Below are 17,821 nucleotides of genomic sequence, written 5' to 3'. Positions count from 1 at the left end.
TATAGATTATCTATGAGGCAACGATGGCGGAGACGGTCGCGGAACGCATCGCGAGAGTGTTGGGCGAGCGGATCGTTGCCGGGGAACTGCTTCCGGGCTCGCCTCTGCGTCAGGATAGGATTGCGGAGGAATTCGAGGCGAGCCATGTACCGGCGAGGGAGGCTTTCCAGCTGCTGAGGTCACGCGGGCTAGTCGTCGCCGAGCCTCGCCGAGGGGTCCGGGTCGCGCCGCTGGATCCTGCTGCGATCCAGGAGACGGTCGAGATCAGGGCGGCACTGGAAAGTCTTGCACTCACCTTTGCGGGGCCCCGCATGAACGCGGCCTGCCTCGAGCGGATTGAGAAGGCGCTCATCGCGGCCGATCAGGCGCAGACCATGGTGGAGTGGGAGCAAGCCAATCGCGTATTCCACCGCGAACTCGTCGCGCCGTGCCGGATGCCGAAGCTCCTTTCGATGCTCGACGATCTTCAGCTTGCCAATTCGCGGATCATATTCTCGGCAACCCGCTCGGCCGGCTGGCAGCCGGGCTCCAGCCTTGCGCATCGTCAGATCGTGAATGCCCTGAAGAAGAAGGAGTTCGACCGCGCGGCGACCATGCTGCGCAACCATATCCGCGGGCTCGAACGCGCGACGTGAGACGTCGCGCGACAGCGGCGAGGTTTGCTCAGGCGCCTTGTGCGGCTAGCCGCCCGCGCCGTCGACAGCTTTCTTCGCTCTCTCCGCAGCGGCCTCCGCATCGATGATGGCCTGAACGGCTTCCTCGCGACCGGCTGCCGCATGGCTTCGGGCCATCTGGGCAAAACTTGCGGACATTTGAGCAGAAGACTGCGCAGTGGCACGGAACTTCAACGCCGCAGGCAAGTCACCCTTTGCCTCCGCCTCCTGTGCCCCTCGAGCCATCTCTTCAGCGCTGATTGCCAACTGGTTGGCAGTCGCCGCGAGATGCATGGCCAGCTGGGCTTCGTTCAGGGTGGCGACAGTCGACGTTTCAGCTGTATTCATAAAGGTCTTTTTCCAGTCCAATGCGGCAATAAGGTCACCGCAATGCTCCTGTACGAATGCCTGGAACCGGGCCGTCATTTGGCCCATTGTCTCGGCATCGGACTCAGCGGTGCGCGCCGCCCTTCCAAGTTCCACGCCGTAGCTGACACCGAGCTTGAAGCCCTCCTTGAGGCCCTCGCCGTATCCGAGGCGTTCGTCGGCCGACGTAAGCTCTTCCGGAGTGGGAACCATCTGCAGGACGCTTGAGGGGTCCTTCACGGAGCTCAGGGACAAATCGTGGTATCCGTCGACCACGCCGCGCAGCCATCCAGGGTAGGACCCCTCGCATGCACCCCGGTGGAATTGTGGGCTGTCTCGATCGGCGAAGGCGGCGGCCGCTCCCAGAATGTTCGCGCAGAGGATGACAAGGACCGCAAGAGAAGCGGCGCTTATGCCGCGAATGATTGTCACCTTTCGCTCGATCTGCCGCGCCATGCCGGCCGCCCTCGCTCGATGCGCACCTACTCGAAGAACGGCTGAACTGTACACGCTGACATTGCGGCCTGCGTTGACATGCGTCAACTTTGGCGATCGAAGGCTGATCGTCTCACGCAGACGGTGTGACGTACGGGCAAGCGTTCACGAAGACCGGGTTCGGCAGGAATATCCTTCCCGCCGACTACCCGGGATCTGTGTTATTTCATTCCCACTCGATTGTGCCCGGCGGCTTCGAGGTCACGTCGTAGACGACGCGGTTGATGCCGCGGACTTCGTTGATGATGCGGGTTGCCGCACGGCCCAGGAATTCCATGTCGTAGTGGTAGAAATCGGCGGTCATGCCATCGACCGAGGTCACGGCCCGAAGCGCGCAGACGAATTCGTAGGTGCGGCCGTCGCCCATGACGCCGACGGTCTGCACCGGCAGCAGCACGGCGAAGGCCTGCCAGATCGCGTCATAGAGACCAGCCTTGCGGATTTCGTCGAGATAGATCGCATCGGCTTCGCGCAGGATGTCGAGCTTCTCGCGGGTGACGCCGCCGGGGCAGCGGATGGCGAGGCCCGGACCCGGGAAAGGATGACGGCCGATGAAGGAGTCGGGCAGGCCGAGCTCCTTGCCGAGTACGCGGACTTCGTCCTTGAAGAGTTCGCGCAGCGGCTCCACCAGTTGCATCTTCATGCGCTCCGGCAGGCCGCCGACATTGTGGTGCGATTTGATCGTCACCGACGGTCCGCCGGTGAAGGAAACGCTTTCGATGACGTCAGGGTAGAGCGTGCCCTGGCCCAGGAAGTCGGCGCCGCCAAGCTTCTTGGCCTCTTCCTCGAAGGTTTCGATGAAGAGCCGGCCGATGATCTTGCGTTTGGTTTCCGGGTCGGAAACGCCTTCCAGCTCGCCGACGAACCTGTCGACGGCATCGACGTGAATGAGGTGCAGGTTATAGTGCTCGCGGAACATGGCGACCACGTCGGCCGCCTCGTTCTTGCGCATCAGCCCGTGGTCGACCAGGATGCAGGTGAGCTGGTCGCCGACCGCTTCGTGGATCAGCAGTGCCGCGACGGAGCTGTCGACGCCGCCCGAGAGGGCGCAGATGACCCGCTTGTCGCCGACCTGGTCGCGGATGGCCTGAACGGCTTTGGCGCGATAGGCCGACATCGTCCAGTCGCCCTTGATGCCGGCGACGTTGTGGATGAAGTTGGCGATCAGCTTGGCACCGTCAGGCGTGTGCACGACTTCCGGATGGAACTGCACGGCGTAATACTTACGCTTCTCGTCGGCGATGAAGGCGAAGGGAGCGTTGGCGGAGGTCGCGACCACTTCGAAGCCGGGGGGCAATGCGGTTACGCGGTCGCCATGGGACATCCAGACCTGGTGGCGAGAGCCGGTGGGCCAGAGACCCTCGAAGAGTGCGCAGTCCTTCTCGATATCGAGAAACGCGCGGCCGAACTCCCGGTGATGTCCGCCCTCGACCTTGCCGCCGAGCTGCACGCAGATCGTCTGTTGCCCATAGCAAATGCCGAAGATTGGAACGCCGCTGTCGAAGACGACCTGCGGTACGCGAGGGCTTCCCTCTTCAAGCGTCGAGGCCGGGCTCCCCGAGAGGATCACCGCCTTCGGCTTCAGCCGCGCAAAGCCTTCGTCTGCAGATTGGAACGGAACGATCTCGCAATAGACGCCCGCCTCGCGGACGCGCCGGGCGATGAGCTGCGTCACCTGGCTGCCGAAATCGATGATGAGAACGCTGTCGGGATGAGCTGTCTGGGTCATGTCGAGCCTTTAATGAAAACCGCCCGTTCTGGCAATTGCTGATTTGCCGCAGATCCGGAAAATTTCGCAGTACGCCGCGTCGACTTCAGAACCAGAAGAGGCCGTCCTCGAGTGTCGCAAGCAGCGTGTCGACGCTGCCGGCGAGCTTCTGGTCGATGACGTGCAGGTATTCCGTCCAGTCGCCGACGTGGCGAAGCTCATCCTTCCCGTCGGAAATCCCCCGAAGGCCGATCAGTGGCAGGCCGAACGTGCTGCACACGCGAAAGACCGCAAAGGTTTCCATGTCGACCATGTCGGCACCGATGGCGTGATAGGCGTCTCCCGAAACGATGTTGGCGCCGGTCGAAAGGCTGGCTGTCGGAATGCCGGGAATGCGCAATGGGAGGTCGATGACCGCGGGAAGGTCGAGAAATGGCGTGCGGCCCTTCTCGAAGCCGAGCGGCGAGGCATCCATGTCGCGATAGGAGACCGACCCGACCTGATAAATCCCCGTCTGCTCGAGAGTGTTCGAACCGGCGGAGCCGAGCGAGACGACGAGATCCGGAAGCGTCTTTGCCGCCTCCAGCGCGGAGACGGCTCGGGTCAGCGCGAGCGTGGCCTCAACCGGGCCGACGCCTGTCATCAGGGGGTCGAAGCGCGACCGCAGGAAAGGACCATACTCCGCCTCCGCGGCCATCACGAAGAGGATCGACTTGCCGCTAACCGTTTTCAGCTCGAACGTCACCCGGTGATCCCCTCCCGTCCACGCACGACCATCAGCGTGCTGGTCATGGACGCGATCAGCTTGGCCGGGCCGTCGCCGACCGCGTAACCGCGACCGTCTGCAACAATGATCGTGCTGCCCGGCTTGGTGATTTCGCCGCGGAACAGGAACCGGTCGCCGCGTCCCGGCGACATCAGGTTGACCTTGAACTCTATCGTGAGCAGTGAGGCGTCCGGGGCAATGACGGTGTAGGCGGCATAGCTGCAGGCGCTGTCAAGCGCGGCCGAGATGACGCCCGCATGCAGGATGCCGTGTTGCTGCGTGAGTTTTATGTCGAACGGCAGCTCGATTTCGACCACTCCCTGCGAGATGCGGGTGAGCTCGGCACCGAGCGTCTCCATCGCGCCTTGCCGCGCGAAGCTTTGCCGGATGCGTTCGTGCACGTCCTCGCTGTCTATGTCACTCATTTGTCGCCATTCCCCTTGAGAGGCGCGAAATTGGCACGCTCTCAACAGGCAGGCAAGCCGCCGGCAACGAGAAAATCAGTTGAGCACGAAGAGCGAAAGATTGAGAAGCGAGGCAAAGCCGACCCAGGCCGCATACGGTATGAAAAGCAGGCCCGAAGGTCGGTCGACATCCCAGGTCTTGGCGATGAAAGCGAGAATCAGGGTGAGAAGTGGCAGGATAACGACGAGGCCGAGAGCCGGGCTTTGCAGACCGAAGAAGGAGGGGGACCACAAGAGGTTGAATATCATCTGGCCGAACCAGAGCTGCATTGCCGCGGAAGCGGGGGCTCTTAGCCACATTCGGGCACCGGCGATCGCGATCAGCACGTAAAGCGTGGTCCAGACCGGACCGAAGACGTAGGCGGGCGGATTGAACGGCGGCTTGTCGAGCGACTGATACCACTCGTCCGGAAGGTTCGCGAGACCGGAGAGCAGGCCGAAACCGAGCGTAACGACGATGAAGACGAGATGGATCAGAAGCGAGCGCATGATGAAGATGTAGGGCGCGATCGGCTTCATCCAAGGTCAAAGCGTGCTGAGACGGACGATATGCTGGTCCCAGGCGACGGCGCTCTGTGTTCGCCCAAAATGCCCATTGTAAGACGATACGGCAAAGCCGCCCGCGCCGGGCGCGATGCCCGCCGCGTCGGCGATCCGCATCTGTCGCAGGATCGTGCCCTTGGTGCCGTCGAGCGTCACCGCGACGCCGCCTTTTGGTGAGGTGAGGCCGACGACGTTGTCGCGACGGTTAACCGCGATCGCGCCGACGTAATTTGCGAGCCCTTCTGTCGTCTCCTCCGGCAGATCGACGAATCGAAGTTCCTCGCCGTGGCCGAAATAGCCTACGAGCGGTGGAAGGTCGTTGCGCGGGCCTTCGTATTGGCAGGCAAACCAGATGCGGCCGTTGTCCGCGAGCGCAAGATGGCGGGTCGAAAGTTGGCGAAGGTTCTCCGGCAATACGTGCTTTTCGACGAGCGCCCCGGTTCTCGCGTCGCTGATGACGAGGCTCGGCAACATATGATCGAGATTGAGCTTCGTTCGTCCGAAATCGGGGTGGGTCTCGATGCCGCCATTGGCGATGATGAGCAGTCGACCGTCGCCACTCACCGTCATATCGTGTGTTCCGACGCCATGGGCCGGAACTTCGCCGAGACGGGAAAAGCCGTTCGTCGCGTCATAAACGCCGATGACGCCGCGATTGTTGTCGAAGTCGTTCTCGCAGGCATAGAGGACGCGCCCGTCCGGCGAGAAACCGCCATGGCCGAAAAAGTGCCGGTTATCCCCACAAGCGAAGACAGTCGGCTCCATGTCCGTCTTCGGATCGACGGCCATCGCGAAGGTGCCGGGCCGTCTCGCGAAGGCGACCACCCTGCCGGATGCCGCGCAAGAGGTCAGTCCATGCACGCGTCCGGGAAGATCCATCTGCGTGATGATCTCGCCTTTCTCGCTCAGGAGAGCCAGACAGTATGTACTGTCGGGCGCGCGGAAACCCGACGCGAAGACGGCGTCGGTGCGATCGAGCGCGAGGGCTGCCCTGGAGGACAGTCCTGCCAGGAACGCAGCTCCTGCAGCCTTGACGAAGCTGCGACGGTCGATGAGCGCACTTTTCCGCACGATCAGTCTCCGTCCGAGAAGGAGAAGCCTGCGCCGAGACCGAGTGCGCCGCCAAAATCGTCGTTGAGCCGCAGGATCAGGTCTTTGCTGTTCAGCAGCAGGAAATCGAGTTTGGAGCGCTGTTCCGGTGATGTGACGGACACCTCGACATCGGCATCGACGGCTCCGGCAGCGCGACTCAGCGATTTGAGCACGAAATCAATGGAGTTGACGATCGAACGGGAATCGGGATCGAGGAGTTTGTCCATGTCCGACTGGTCGATCAACGCGCTGATGCCTTCGAAATTGCCGCGGATGGACGCGAAGGTGAGGCCGGAGCGCCAGAAGATCGCCTGCCGAGGCGACGTCCTGGCATCCTCTCCCTTGTAGAATGTCTCGATGCGCTGGTCGCGCACGGCCTCGGCACCGTGGACGAGGATGCCGAGAAGGGTGGTCACCGCCTCGCGGTCGTCCCGGAAGTACGGATTGTCGGCGCCCGGATGTTTCCAGGCATTCTGAATGCCGGTCGGCTCGTCCCATTCCTGGGCAAGCTCGCTGCCGAGATGCGCGAGATTTCCGGCGATCGCCGCTCCGTAGCGGCAACGAAAGCCGTTCGCCTCCTGCAAAAGGAGTTCGGAACCGGTGCCGTAGAGCACGAATTCCGCTGCCCCGAGGCCCTGCATGGCGACGCTCTTCTCCCTAAGTGTTTCGACTCTGGTCGCGCGCTCATCCGGCTTGGCAAGCACTGCCTGCACCTGCTTGAGGCCGGTGCCCTTGCGATCGGGATAGAATAGAATGCGCTCGAAGCGGTTGGCCTCGATCGCCGGCCCGACACGGACGATCTCGATTTTCGACCAGGCCTCGACGCTCTTGCCGAAGGCGCCTCGGGCGGCGTCCAATCGCTCCTGCGACGGAGCGGTGCAGAGCACCTGCATCGCCTCTTCGAAGTCTCCAGCCCTGTCCCGAAAGTCCCGGTATCCCGGGCGGATGAAACGATCGACCGCCTTTTCGAGCACGGAGGGTATCGCGTCCGCCTGGAGTGTCGGTATGGACGTCTCCTGCGCGGTCACCGGAAGGCTCAGGGCGAAGAGGGCGGCAATCGAGCGGAACAGGAATTTGATCACAGCGACTCCAGAAATCTGATCAGGTGTTGACGTGCTTCGGGCGTCATTGATGCGAATGCGTTGCGCGCGCTTTCGGCCTCTCCGCCATGCCAGAGGATCGCCTCGGTGAGGTTACGTGCGCGACCATCATGAAGGAAGAAGGTGTGCCCGTTGACCTCGTCGGTCAACCCGATGCCCCATAACGGAGGAGTGCGCCACTCCCGACCTGTGGCATCTCCCACCTGCTGGCCGTCGGCAAGTCCTTCGCCCATGTCATGCAGCAGGAAGTCCGAGTAGGGCCAGATCAACTGGAAGGCTTGGGCCTTGTTGGCAGCGTTGCGCCGTGTCACGTATTTCGGCGTGTGACAGGCGATGCAGCCGGCGCCATAAAACAGAGACTTGCCCTTCAGCACCTCCGGGGCGTCGACGTCACGGCGTGCGGGAACGGCGAGATTTTCCGAATAGAACGTGACGAGATCGAGCACCGGATCGGGCGCTTCGGTATTGCCAAGCCGTGTCTGTACGCCGTTCTGCATGGAGCGGCACTCCTCCTGTGCCTCGGTGCAGTCACCCCAATGGCGCGGGGTGTCCGGCGTGGAGATGCCGAGGTCGCCGGCGAAGGCACTGGAGCTCTGGTCGCGAACCGAGGCGTTCTGCGCCTTCCAGCCGAAGCGTCCGAGTTTCAGCTCGCCGGTGCGATGGTCGCGCGCGCGCGCCGCGCGACCGGAGATGCCGTCACCGTCGCGGTCATCCGGGTCGGCCTTCGCCAAAATGTCGGCGGCGGCGATCGCTTCTATGAGACCCATGCCGATCATCGGATTGGCGATGCGCGGTGAGAGCGTTGTGTCGATGCCGAGCGGCCCGTAGTTGAGGTCCGCGACGCTGTATTGCGGCTTGCGCAGCGTGATGATCTCACCGCCTGCCAGCGTTACCGGCTCCTCGGTGTAGGTGATGACCACCCGGCCCTCCGCGGCGACGCCGGGCACGGCCATGTCCTGAAGCTGGGCGCCGTAGGTAGCATCGGGAAAGTTGACCACCTTGAGATCGGTGACAGCCTGCCGCTCCTCGCTCGTGCGGGCTGGGCGGGCAAGCCTCAGGAACATCGATGTCGCGTCGGCATTGCCTTCCGGTGGCCTGCCGCGCCCGTCCTTCAGGTGGCAGTTCTGGCAGGCGCGCGCGTTGAACAGCGGGCCGAGCCCGTCGGACGCCTGGGTGGAGGAGGGGGAAGAGACCCAGAGCTTTCGAAACAACGCATTGCCGAGCTTGAAGTTCTCTTCTTCCGAAAAGGCGAGGTTGGCGGAGGCGTGGGAGAACGCATCGGGATTGACGGGATTTCGCGACGTTGCCGCGCCACCCGGCATTGCTTCATATCGTTCCGGCTTGGAGAAGTCGGTGGTCGGCCGCGTAATATGCTCGACGCGGGTGATGTCCTCCGCCGAAAGATCGTTGCGCTTCACTTCCGCAGCACCGGCGGGCGGCGCAAACAGCAGTGAGGCGGCGGCGAGAAAAGCCAACCGGTGCCGGGATCGGAGCGAGAAGACGCAGGTTGCTTGCATATGCATGTCGGGCTGCCGGAAAGTCCGGCAGCCCGCCTTCGTCTCATTGGAACACGGCTTCGGGATTGTCGAGGCTGTCGGAGCCTTCGAGCTCGATCGCGCCGAGATCCAGCGAAGCAATGACGCGCTCGATGGTTTTGGTCTGGTCGATCAAGCCGTCGATGGCGGCCTGCACGGTGGCATTGCCTTCTGCATTGCCTTCGCTGATCATCTGATCGTAGACCTCTACCGTCTCGGCGCGTTTGGCCATTGCATTCATGGCCGCGAGTGTCTTCTCGAGCTTTGCCTTCATTTCGGCATCGAGTGCCGGGTCCCTGGCGGCAACCAGTTCGGAAAGCGACGGGCCGGTCATCTTGGTGCCGTCGACGCGGGCGTATTCGCCGGTATAGGCGGATGCGATGCCGATCGCGTCGTTCAGATGCGAGTTGTGGGTGTTGTCGGAGAAGCAATCATGCTCCTCTTCGGGGTCATGCAGCAGCACGCCGAGCTTCATGCGCTCGCCGGCGAGCTCGCCATAGGAAAGCGAACCCATGCCGGTGAGGATAGCGGTAATCCCCGCCTTTGGGTCGGCCTCGACCGCCTTCGTGGCTTCACCATCTGGCTGCCATGCGGCGACCATGTCCTGCAGGTCTGACACGAGCAGGGTCGACGCCGCCTTGAGGTAGGCGGCCCGACGGTCGCAATGACCGTTGGTGCAGTTCTTGGCGTCGTAGTCGGTATAGGGCCGGTTGCCGGCGCCAGGGCCGGTGCCGTTGAGATCCTGCCCCCAGAGGAGGAACTCGATCGCGTGGTAGCCGGTGGCCACATTTGCCTCGATCTCGCCGGCCTCGTGCAGTGTTTCAGCGAGGAACTCAGGCGTGATCTCCGAGGCATCGACCTCCTTGCCGCCAATCTTGATCTGCGGATTGGCAATGACGTTGGCTACATAGAGCGCGTTTTCGTCGCTCTCCGTGCCGTAGGCCGCGTCGACATAGTCGATGAGGCCCTCGTCAAGCGGCCAGGCATTCACCTTGCCTTCCCAGGCGTCGACAATCGGATTGCCGAAGCGATAGACTTCCGACTGCTGGTAGGGGACGCGGGCCTTGATCCAGGCTGCGCGCGCTGCCTTCAGCGTTTCCTCGCCAGGGTTGTCGATCAAAGCGTCGATTGCTGCGTCGAGGACTTTGGCCGTGGACAGTGAGTCCTCATACTTCGCCTGCGCGAGGACGGCGTAGTGTTTCAGCACCTGCACCGCGTCGGGTGCGGCAAGGGCGGGTGCGGCAATCATGGCCGTCGACGCGACCATCAATGCGATGGTGGCACCAAAAATGGATTTCCGGGTCATGAATATCTCCTGAGGCGGATTGGGCGCCTATGAGTGAAATGGACCCGAACGTCTTGGAGTAAAAATAAACTGGTGTCAAATAGTCTAGAATAAATTTCCGTCGCTTCGCTGGAGGTCCGGGCGCGTATCGACGCGCCGCGGTTAGCTGCGGCGGCGCATGCGACAGAAGAAGAAGCCGTCCGTATCGGTGGCGGCGGGGCTGAGTGTCAGCGTCAGGCCGTCACGGCTGCGCGGACGCGCGTTCGACGAAGCAAAAAGCCGGTTCCAGACGTCGAAACCCGAAGCTATCTCGAAATCCGCATGGCTCTCGCAGAAGCCACGGACCTGGTCGTCGTTTTCTTCCGGGAGCAGCGAACAGGTCACATAAAGGAGCTCGCCACCCGGCTTCACGTAGACCGCGGCTTCGGCAAGCGCTTCCCGCTGCTGTTCGACGCGTTCCTGCAGATTGCGCGGCGTCAGCCGCCACTTGGTATCCGGACGCCGCCGCCAGGTGCCGGTTCCGGTACAGGGGGCATCCACCAGCACGCGGTCAAAGCGACCGGTCAGGGGGGCTATCGCGGAAACAGCGTCGTGGACCTGGACATTGTGCGTGCCGGCGCGTTTGAGGCGTTCGATGATCGGGGCGAGCCGCTTGCGGTCGGCGTCATAGGCGTGGACCTGACCCTTGTTGTGCATGGCCGCCGCCATGGCGAGCGTCTTGCCGCCGCCGCCGGCGCAGAAATCGAGAACCTGATCGCCTTCACGAGGATCGACGAGATCGGCGACGATCTGTGATCCCTCGTCCTGGACTTCAAACCAGCCCTTCTGGAAGGAAAGCTCGGCCGTCACGTTGGGGAGCCGCGAGGGGCCTTCGCCGGCGGGAATGCGGATGCCGTTGCGGGCGATCTGGGCAGCCTGGGCGCCGACGCGATCGAGCGCCTTCAGTACCTTGTCGCGCGAGGCCTTGAGCGTGTTGGCGCGCAAGTCGAGCGTGGGACGTTTGGTGAGCGCCTTGGCTTCCACGAGCCAGTCTTCTCCGAATACGGTTTCGAAAGACGGCTGGATCCATTCGGGGATGTCGGCCTGCACATGCAGCGGGGCATCCTCGATCCGACGTGAGGCGAACGCAGCAAGCTGTGCCGGGCCGAGCGCTGCCGGAGCGAAGCTGTCTCCGTCCAGTTCGTTTGTCAGGCTCTCCGGCGTAAAGCCCCATTGGCGCAGGAGCACCGCATAGCCGATCGCTGCCGCGCTCTCGTCATCCATCAGCCAGGCATGAGAGAGCCTCATGCGCAGCGCGTCGTAGACGATGTTGCCGATCGCCGCGCGGTCACCCGAACCAGCAAAGCGATGGGACAGTCCCCAGTCCTTCAGCGCGTCCGCGACCGGTCGGCGACGGGTCTCGATATCGTCCAGAATTTCGATCGCGCCGGCAAGGCGGCCGCCCAAACGCATGTCATGTCTCCTGCAACAGAAGACTGCGTGGTAGCGGCGAACGACGCCGAGGGCAAGCACCCGCGCCTTACGAAGAACGGAACGGAGCCCCTTTTGGGTAGCCTCTCGTCAGCCGATGACCTCATAGCAAACCTTGGCGTGGCCGCTCTGAACCATGCCGATGTTCTGTGCGGCTGCCTTGGAAAGGTCCAGCACGCGACCCCGGACGAAGGGTCCGCGGTCGTTGATCCGCACCACGACGCTCCGACCGTTTCTCGCGTTGGTCACCTTGAGTTTGGTGCCGAAGCGGAACGACTTGTGAGCCGCCGTAAGGAGGGAAGGATTCATTCGCTCACCGGAAGCAGTGCGCGAGTGAAGGGCATACCAGGAAGCGCCACCGCAGGACGAGTTTGCAGAAGCCTGCGCAGGGGCGAAAGCACCGAATGCAGCTATAGCTGCAATGGTGGCAATAGAGCGCCGGATATTCTTCAAGTTCGATTTCCCTAGTCGTTCGTTGTAGCTGGAATTTGCGTGGGAACGCTAAGGCGGGGTCAAAAGTGGCAAAAACGTGCCTTTATGAACTCACGAAGTGTTACATACTGTAACATTTGTGATTTCAATCATGGTGAACAAATTATGAAGAGCGTGCGGCAAAAAGAGAAAACGTGTTCAAAATCAGCGGAAAATTGGAACGCGGTTCCAGTTCAGCCTACGTTCGTCGCGTTCACAAAAAATATTTCGGAAAATTTTTGCCGAATGCCCCATTTCCTGCCCGAGATGTGAAGATTCCGGGGCATTGCGAGACGTCCGGGTCCTGAGATGGGCGATGAGCGACGGAAACGCGGCGAGGCTTCTACTTGTTCCAGTGGCCGCTGGCCCACAGCTCCGCGAGCGACACCCGGTAGTCCGGGTACTGGAAACGGAACCCCAGGCTGGCGATCTTCGCATTCGAAACGCGCTTGTTCTCGCCGTAGAACGAACGCGCCATTGGCGTGAGCTTGGCCGTCTCGAAATCCTGCTCTGGAGGAGGCTCGACATCCATCAGGCGTGCCGCCTCGGCAACAACGTCCTGCGGCGGGCACGGCTCGTTGTCCGTTACATTGAAGATGCCGGACGTGCGCGCCTCGGCAAGGAAAAGTATGGCTGCGGCGATGTCCTCGACGCGGATACGGTTGAACACCTGAGCCTTCTTGACGAGCCTGCGGGCGCTGCCGTTGACAAGATTGACGAAGGGATTTCTGCCAGGCCCGTAAATGCCCGACAGACGCAGGATCGCCAGCGGCACGCCGCTTGCGGCAACGAGCGACTGCCACGCCACCTCCGCCTGCAGGCGTTCGACCGAACGCTGCGAGACTGGCCGGCACGGCGTCTCTTCGTCAACCCAGGCTCCGGCGTGGTCGCCGTAGACGCCGACCGTTGACAGATAGCCGATCCACTCGAGCCGCGGCAGATGCGTTCGCACCTCGTCGCCGAGAAGCGGAAGCAGGGGGTCACCGCCCGGGCCGGGGGCAATCGACTGGACGAGGTGGGTGACGTTCCGCAAGGTCTCGGTGAGTTCTCCGGAAAACGATGCTCCGTCGAACTCGAAGGGAGTGATGCCGGCTTCGTCGAGCGCCGCCATCTTGTCGATACTCCGCGTCGTGCCGGCAACCTGATGTCCCTTGGCGGCGGCAAGCGCGCCGATCGCCTTGCCCGAGTACCCGGCTCCGAAGATCATCATCCGCATCGTGTCATCTCCCGAAATCCCACTCGGCCTGTACGTCCGGATCCTGCTCCTGCGGTCGGTGACCGAGCCGCAGGGCCTCGAAGGCTTCGCCGTCAAGCAACCGCGACAACGCCCAGACGGCCATCCCGCGGACTTCGGGCGCGTCGTCGTCCAGCAATCGCCGGCACGGCTCCGCGAGTTCTGGTCGAGCGGAATTGCCGGCGGCAATCAAGAGGTTGCGGACGAAGCGGTTCCTCCCGATCCTCTTCACCGGCGATCCGCTGAAGAGGCCTCGGAAGGCTGCATCATCAAGCGACAACAGAGTAGCGATCTCTGGCTCCCGCAGGTCGTCGCGGGCCTTCAACTTCATTTCACGGGCGGCTTCGGCAAACTTGTTCCAGGGGCAGGCGGCCAGACAATCGTCGCAGCCGTAGACCCGGTTGCCGATCGCCGGCCGCAAGTCACGATCGATCAGTCCCTTATGCTCGATCGTGAGATACGAAATGCAACGCCGTGCGTCGATGCGGTACGGCGCGGGAAAGGCCGAGGTCGGACAGGCATCGAGACAGGCGCGACAGGAGCCGCAATGGTCGGCTTCGGGCGCGTCGAAGTCGAGTTCCGCAGTGGTGAAGAGGCTTCCCAGGAAGAGCCAGGAGCCGTATTGGCGGCTCACCAGATTGGTGTGTTTGCCCTGCCAGCCGAGGCCGGCGGCGGCGGCCAGCGGCTTTTCCATGACAGGGGCCGTATCGACGAAGACCTTCACGTCCGCACCCGCGCGGGCGGCGAAGCGCCCGGCAATCTCCTTCAGACGGCCTTTCATGACGTCGTGATAGTCCCGGTTGCGGGCGTAGACGGAGATCGCCGCCCTGTCCTTTTTTTCGAGAACGCGCTGCGGGTCCTCGTCCGGACCGTAATTCATGCCGACCATGACGATCGAGCGCACGTCGCCCCAGAGCACTTTCGGGTTGGCGCGACGCTCGCGTGTCTCCTCCATCCACTCCATGGTGCCGTGATAGCCAGCCTTGATATAGGCGGCCAGGCGCGCCGGGGCCTCGGGGATGACGTCAGGTCCGGTAATGTGACAGAGTTCGAAGCCCTGTGCCGTAGCCTCCTCGCGGACGAAGGCGGTCAGGCGGCGACGCAGGCGCGCGGCCTTGTCGTCGCTCGGTCGTTCCGGTGCTCCGTCGGCGGGCATGGCCGCTCCTCGTCAGAAATCCAGATCCGCGTAGTGCGAAACCGGCGTCAGGCCGCGCACGCGCTCGGCGAGCAGCGGACGGAAGGACGGGCGGGACTTGAGCCGCTGATACCACTCCTTGACGACGGGCGCTTCCGACCAGTCGATCTCACCGAGATAGTCGAGAACGGAGATGGCCGCCGCCGCGGCGAGATCGGCGTAGCTCAGGCGGTCTCCGGCAAGCCAGGGCCGCGATCCGGAGAGCCAGGCGAGATATTTCATGTGCTGGCGGATGTTGTTGCGGGCTGTCCGCAGCACCTTGCTGTCCGGCGCTCCACCGCCGAGCCCGTTCGGGATCTGCAGTTTGTGGACCCGCTCGCGCACAAGCGGCCGGGTGACGTCCTGCTCCATCTTTTGCAGGAACCATTCAGTGAGGCGACGGATCTCGGCCCTTTGGAACGGATCCTCGGCGAGCAGTCGCCGGTCGCGCTTCAGCACGCCGTGGGTCTCGTCCAGGAATTCGGAGATGACGGTCGGCCCGCACAACGCGCGCATATTATCGTCAACATAGACGGGTAGCGTTCCTGCCGGATTGAGGGCCAGGAATTCCCTTCGTTTTTCCCAGGTCTGCTCCTCCACCAGGTCGGCCGGGAAGCCGTATTCAGAAAGGACCAACCGGATGAACCGGGACGCGGTCGACATGGGATGATGATACAGTGTTGGCATTTTGTCCGCATTCTCTACTGCTGAGACGCCATGGTGACTGGACGCTTCTGCCCCGCCTCGTACGGCTGGCCATAGCCACGGTCTCCAAGCTATAGGTTCTCGGCCCCCTCAATACAAGCGAATCAGCCCTTTCGCCAGCGGCACCACAAGGACTTTTCATGGAAGACCAATCGATTGTCAGCGCGCTCCTTCTCGGCCTCATCGAGGGGCTGACGGAGTTCATTCCCGTTTCCTCAACCGCTCATGTGCTCCTCGCCGGGCATTTTCTCGGCTTCCGTTCGCCCGGCAACACCTTTGCTGTGCTGATCCAGCTCGGCGCCATCCTGGCGATCCTCAGCGTTTATGCACAGAAGCTCGTCGGTATTGCGTTGACGCTGCCCTCCAGCGCTCGCAGCCGTCATTTTGTCCTTTCGATTTTGATTGCCTTCCTGCCGGCGGCGGTCATCGGAGCGCTCGCTCACGATTTCATCAAATCCGTGCTCTTCGAAACGCCCGCGCTGATGTGCGTCGTGCTCATCCTCGGCGGATTCGTGCTGCTCTGGATTGACCGGCAGGTACTCACGTCTCGCTACACCGACGCCATGCAATATTCCCTGCCGCTCGCCTTCAAGATCGGCCTTTGCCAATGCGTGGCGATGATTCCCGGCGTTTCCCGGTCGGGTGCAACGATTGTCGGCGCTCTGCTCCTCGGCGCGGACAAGCGATCAGCAGCGGAGTTTTCCTTCTTTCTGGCCATGCCGACCATGGTCGGCGCCTTCACCCTCGATCTCTACAAGAACCGCAACGCGCTGAACTTCGACGACAGCGCCCTCATCGCGATCGGCTTCGTCGCGGCTTTCATATCGGCTTTGTTGGTGGTGAGGAGCCTGCTCAACTACGTTTCGAGGCGCGGATACGCCTTTTTCGCGTGGTGGCGGATTGCCGTCGGTGGTCTCGGCCTCGTGGCGCTGACTCTCGGGTTCTGAGGCGCCGAACCGGGCGCCCTCAGGGGCGCCCGAGAATACAGGTGAAGATCAGCGGGTAGTCGGGATCGACGCCGTGCTGCAGGGGTCGACGCCGTAGGCCGGTGCGCAATTCGACTTTCCCGCTACGCCCGTCGAGGGCGCCATGAATGAGCCTGCCATGATGACCAGTGCCGCACACGCAAAAAAGAGTGCGATAGACTTACCCATAAAATCTGCCTCTCGGAATGATGGTATGCGTTCCGTCAACGCAACAACGTAGCGCCCGAACGCGGTGGACGATCTACGCATTGCTGGTCACTTCTTCAATAGAAGATCTTGCTGAATTGACGGTTAACAAAGGTACTTTGCCACTGCGTCATTTGTGCAACGCCAACGCCGTGGCAGAGTCTCAAAGAAGGCGTCACGCCTCCTTGCCGGCCCCGGTGAATTGCCCGTGCGGACGGTACTGCACCAAGTAGGACGGCAGGACCGATTCCAGGGTAACCGGAGTGATCCCCATCGCTTCGAGTGTGCGACCTTCGGCTCTCGCCGCCTCGGAGACGACGTTGTCCTTCTTCAGGAGTTTCACCTGATCGCCGGTGAGCGGCGGCTTCACGAAGGGCACGAGCGACATGAGGCCGGCGAGCAATGAAGCCACCCCGAACGGCAGACTCAGGAAACCGCGGCGGCGTTCGACCGTCGCAAGCATGATCTCCATGCATTCGCGGAAGGAGAGGATCTCGCGTCCGCCGAGTTCGTAGATCTTGCCTCGGTTGAGCTTGCCGTCGACGGAGCGGGCGACCGCTTCTGCGACATCACCGACGTGCACCGGCTGGAACCTGGTCTTGCCGCCGCCGATCAGCGGCAGGAACGGCGCCTTGCGGGCCATGGCTGCGAACTTGTTGAAGAAGCTGTCCTCGGGTCCGAAGATGATCGAGGGGCGCATGATCACGGCATCCGGCTTGGTCGAGAGGATTGCGGCCTCTGCCTTGCCCTTGGTAACCGCGTACTGCGATTCGGAGTTCACGTCGGCGCCGATCGCGGAAATGTGGGTGAGGCTCGCGCCGGCATTGCGGGCAGCTTCCGCCACCGCGCGGGCGCCGAAGTCCTGGACGGCGTCGAAGCGGTTGCGTCCGCTCTCGAACAGGATACCCACGCAGTTGACGACATGGTCGGCACCCTCGACGGCCTTGTCGACCGAGGCGCGGTAGCGCAGGTTGGCCTGGACGAGCGAGATCTGGCCGACATTGCCGAGCGGCAGCAGGAAGCCTGCGAGATCCGGCCGGCGGACCGCGACGCGGATGCGGTAGCCGCGGCGGGCGAGCGCGCGCACGATGTGCCGCCCGACGAAACCCGATCCACCAAACACGGTCACGAGCGGCGGAAGATTGGACAGGGTCATTGGCAGGCTCCCTCGGAGAGAATTGGGCAGTTTGACTTCAGGGTGTCTATTAGACGAATCGTCCCGCGACGTGAAGTGCCATCGCGCCGCAGAGAGGCCGTCTGGATCGGCGTTTCAGACGCCTTCCACGACGACCATCTCGGCATCCGCGACTTCCTGGCGGATCTTTGCGGCGATCTGGTACTCCGGCGAATTGTAGCAGTCGACGGCGGCCTGATGGGAGGGGAATTCAATGACCACGTTGCGTGCGCGGGCCTTCCCCTCGAGCTCGGTGAACGCGCCGCCGCGGGCGAGGAACGTGGCGCCATACTTCTCGAAGGCCGGTTTGGCTGCCGCGACATAATCCTTGTAACGCTCCGGATCGCGGATATCGACGCGGGCAATCCAGTAACCTTTGGGCATCCTGTCCTCCTGTCTGGTCTGTCCAGCGGT

General features: G+C 62.7%; 18 protein-coding genes. 2 read left to right on the top strand and 16 right to left on the bottom strand.

Annotated features, from left to right (window positions below; all coding sequences use genetic code 11):
- Positions 1 to 23: 23 nt before the first annotated feature.
- Positions 24 to 635: a GntR family transcriptional regulator gene (locus DFR48_RS13400; protein ID WP_114363657.1), complete on the top strand. Its 612-nt coding sequence runs from the start codon at positions 24 to 26 to the stop codon at positions 633 to 635.
- A 45-nt stretch (positions 636 to 680) separates the two neighbouring features.
- On the opposite strand, the gene DFR48_RS13395 is transcribed toward DFR48_RS13400, so the two are convergent.
- The 14 genes from DFR48_RS13395 to DFR48_RS13330 form a co-directional block, all read right to left on the bottom strand.
- A complete protein-coding gene (locus DFR48_RS13395) occupies positions 681 to 1,475 on the bottom strand; it encodes a hypothetical protein (protein ID WP_114363656.1) in 795 nt (264 codons plus the stop codon).
- A gap of 205 nt (positions 1,476 to 1,680) precedes the next feature.
- Positions 1,681 to 3,243, bottom strand: a complete 1,563-nt coding sequence (gene guaA, locus DFR48_RS13390) for a glutamine-hydrolyzing GMP synthase (protein WP_114363655.1) — start codon at positions 3,241 to 3,243, stop codon at positions 1,681 to 1,683.
- A gap of 85 nt (positions 3,244 to 3,328) precedes the next feature.
- Entirely contained in the window at positions 3,329 to 3,967 is a 639-nt protein-coding gene (locus tag DFR48_RS13385; RefSeq protein ID WP_114363654.1) for a 5'-methylthioadenosine/S-adenosylhomocysteine nucleosidase, read from the bottom strand.
- Positions 3,964 to 4,413, bottom strand: coding sequence for a PaaI family thioesterase (locus tag DFR48_RS13380; protein WP_114363653.1), 450 nt, complete (start codon positions 4,411 to 4,413; stop codon positions 3,964 to 3,966). The genes DFR48_RS13385 and DFR48_RS13380 overlap by 4 nt, the downstream gene beginning before the upstream one ends.
- A 75-nt stretch (positions 4,414 to 4,488) precedes the next feature.
- Positions 4,489 to 4,941: a TspO/MBR family protein gene (locus DFR48_RS13375; protein ID WP_114363852.1), complete on the bottom strand. Its 453-nt coding sequence runs from the start codon at positions 4,939 to 4,941 to the stop codon at positions 4,489 to 4,491.
- Positions 4,942 to 4,977: 36 nt separating this feature from the next.
- Positions 4,978 to 6,066, bottom strand: coding sequence for a DUF1513 domain-containing protein (locus DFR48_RS13370; RefSeq protein WP_114363652.1), 1,089 nt, complete (start codon positions 6,064 to 6,066; stop codon positions 4,978 to 4,980).
- Positions 6,067 to 6,068: 2 nt separating this feature from the next.
- Positions 6,069 to 7,166, bottom strand: a complete 1,098-nt coding sequence (locus tag DFR48_RS13365; protein ID WP_114363851.1) for an imelysin family protein — start codon at positions 7,164 to 7,166, stop codon at positions 6,069 to 6,071.
- The gene (locus tag DFR48_RS13360; protein WP_114363850.1) at positions 7,166 to 8,704 is read right to left on the bottom strand and encodes a di-heme oxidoreductase family protein; all 1,539 of its coding nucleotides are present in this window, start codon (positions 8,702 to 8,704) and stop codon (positions 7,166 to 7,168) included. Before DFR48_RS13360 ends, DFR48_RS13365 begins: the two co-directional genes overlap by 1 nt.
- 43 nt (positions 8,705 to 8,747) lie before the next feature.
- Positions 8,748 to 10,028: an imelysin family protein gene (locus DFR48_RS13355; protein ID WP_114363651.1), complete on the bottom strand. Its 1,281-nt coding sequence runs from the start codon at positions 10,026 to 10,028 to the stop codon at positions 8,748 to 8,750.
- Between the two features lie 141 nt (positions 10,029 to 10,169).
- Complete coding sequence (locus DFR48_RS13350; RefSeq protein WP_114363650.1) at positions 10,170 to 11,459, bottom strand: RsmB/NOP family class I SAM-dependent RNA methyltransferase; 1,290 nt, start codon at positions 11,457 to 11,459, stop codon at positions 10,170 to 10,172.
- Between the two features lie 108 nt (positions 11,460 to 11,567).
- Positions 11,568 to 11,930: a septal ring lytic transglycosylase RlpA family protein gene (locus tag DFR48_RS13345; RefSeq protein WP_114363649.1), complete on the bottom strand. Its 363-nt coding sequence runs from the start codon at positions 11,928 to 11,930 to the stop codon at positions 11,568 to 11,570.
- 361 nt (positions 11,931 to 12,291) lie between these two features.
- Positions 12,292 to 13,164, bottom strand: coding sequence for an SDR family oxidoreductase (locus DFR48_RS13340; RefSeq protein ID WP_114363648.1), 873 nt, complete (start codon positions 13,162 to 13,164; stop codon positions 12,292 to 12,294).
- Positions 13,165 to 13,168: 4 nt separating this feature from the next.
- Positions 13,169 to 14,338, bottom strand: coding sequence for a tRNA epoxyqueuosine(34) reductase QueG (gene queG / locus DFR48_RS13335; RefSeq protein ID WP_114363647.1), 1,170 nt, complete (start codon positions 14,336 to 14,338; stop codon positions 13,169 to 13,171).
- 12 nt (positions 14,339 to 14,350) lie between these two features.
- Positions 14,351 to 15,043 carry a glutathione S-transferase family protein gene (locus DFR48_RS13330; RefSeq protein ID WP_112685805.1) on the bottom strand — a complete coding sequence of 231 codons (693 nt, stop codon included), beginning with the start codon at positions 15,041 to 15,043 and terminating at the stop codon, positions 14,351 to 14,353.
- 158 nt (positions 15,044 to 15,201) lie between these two features.
- Between DFR48_RS13330 and DFR48_RS13325 the strand changes: the two genes are divergently transcribed.
- Positions 15,202 to 16,008, top strand: a complete 807-nt coding sequence (locus DFR48_RS13325; protein ID WP_114363646.1) for an undecaprenyl-diphosphate phosphatase — start codon at positions 15,202 to 15,204, stop codon at positions 16,006 to 16,008.
- Between the two features lie 400 nt (positions 16,009 to 16,408).
- Here DFR48_RS13325 and DFR48_RS13315 read toward each other — a convergent pair whose 3' ends face one another.
- Positions 16,409 to 17,389, bottom strand: coding sequence for a complex I NDUFA9 subunit family protein (locus DFR48_RS13315; protein WP_114363644.1), 981 nt, complete (start codon positions 17,387 to 17,389; stop codon positions 16,409 to 16,411).
- Between the two features lie 114 nt (positions 17,390 to 17,503).
- Complete coding sequence (locus DFR48_RS13310) at positions 17,504 to 17,791, bottom strand: DUF1330 domain-containing protein (protein WP_112685799.1); 288 nt, start codon at positions 17,789 to 17,791, stop codon at positions 17,504 to 17,506.
- Between the last annotated feature and the right edge of the window lie 30 nt (positions 17,792 to 17,821).

This window comes from Ciceribacter lividus (genome assembly GCF_003337715.1).
GTDB classification, from domain to species: Bacteria; Pseudomonadota; Alphaproteobacteria; order Rhizobiales; family Rhizobiaceae; genus Allorhizobium; species Allorhizobium lividum.
The sequence above is the reverse complement of the archived record's forward strand: the minus strand, read 5'-3'. Positions and strand labels throughout refer to the sequence as shown.

Bases quoted from the DNA above. Each gene is read 5' to 3' on its own strand.
- DFR48_RS13400 (WP_114363657.1), top strand. From the start codon at position 24: ATGGCGGAGACGGTCGCGGAACGCATCGCGAGAGTGTTGGGCGAGCGG.
- DFR48_RS13395 (WP_114363656.1), bottom strand. From the start codon at position 1,475: ATGGCGCGGCAGATCGAGCGAAAGGTGACAATCATTCGCGGCATAAGC.
- guaA (WP_114363655.1), bottom strand. From the start codon at position 3,243: ATGACCCAGACAGCTCATCCCGACAGCGTTCTCATCATCGATTTCGGC.
- DFR48_RS13380 (WP_114363653.1), bottom strand. From the start codon at position 4,413: ATGAGTGACATAGACAGCGAGGACGTGCACGAACGCATCCGGCAAAGC.
- DFR48_RS13375 (WP_114363852.1), bottom strand. From the start codon at position 4,941: ATGCGCTCGCTTCTGATCCATCTCGTCTTCATCGTCGTTACGCTCGGT.
- DFR48_RS13360 (WP_114363850.1), bottom strand. From the start codon at position 8,704: ATGCAAGCAACCTGCGTCTTCTCGCTCCGATCCCGGCACCGGTTGGCT.
- DFR48_RS13355 (WP_114363651.1), bottom strand. From the start codon at position 10,028: ATGACCCGGAAATCCATTTTTGGTGCCACCATCGCATTGATGGTCGCG.
- DFR48_RS13350 (WP_114363650.1), bottom strand. From the start codon at position 11,459: ATGCGTTTGGGCGGCCGCCTTGCCGGCGCGATCGAAATTCTGGACGAT.
- DFR48_RS13340 (WP_114363648.1), bottom strand. From the start codon at position 13,164: ATGCGGATGATGATCTTCGGAGCCGGGTACTCGGGCAAGGCGATCGGC.
- queG (WP_114363647.1), bottom strand. From the start codon at position 14,338: ATGCCCGCCGACGGAGCACCGGAACGACCGAGCGACGACAAGGCCGCG.
- DFR48_RS13330 (WP_112685805.1), bottom strand. From the start codon at position 15,043: ATGCCAACACTGTATCATCATCCCATGTCGACCGCGTCCCGGTTCATC.
- DFR48_RS13325 (WP_114363646.1), top strand. From the start codon at position 15,202: ATGGAAGACCAATCGATTGTCAGCGCGCTCCTTCTCGGCCTCATCGAG.
- DFR48_RS13315 (WP_114363644.1), bottom strand. From the start codon at position 17,389: ATGACCCTGTCCAATCTTCCGCCGCTCGTGACCGTGTTTGGTGGATCG.
- DFR48_RS13310 (WP_112685799.1), bottom strand. From the start codon at position 17,791: ATGCCCAAAGGTTACTGGATTGCCCGCGTCGATATCCGCGATCCGGAG.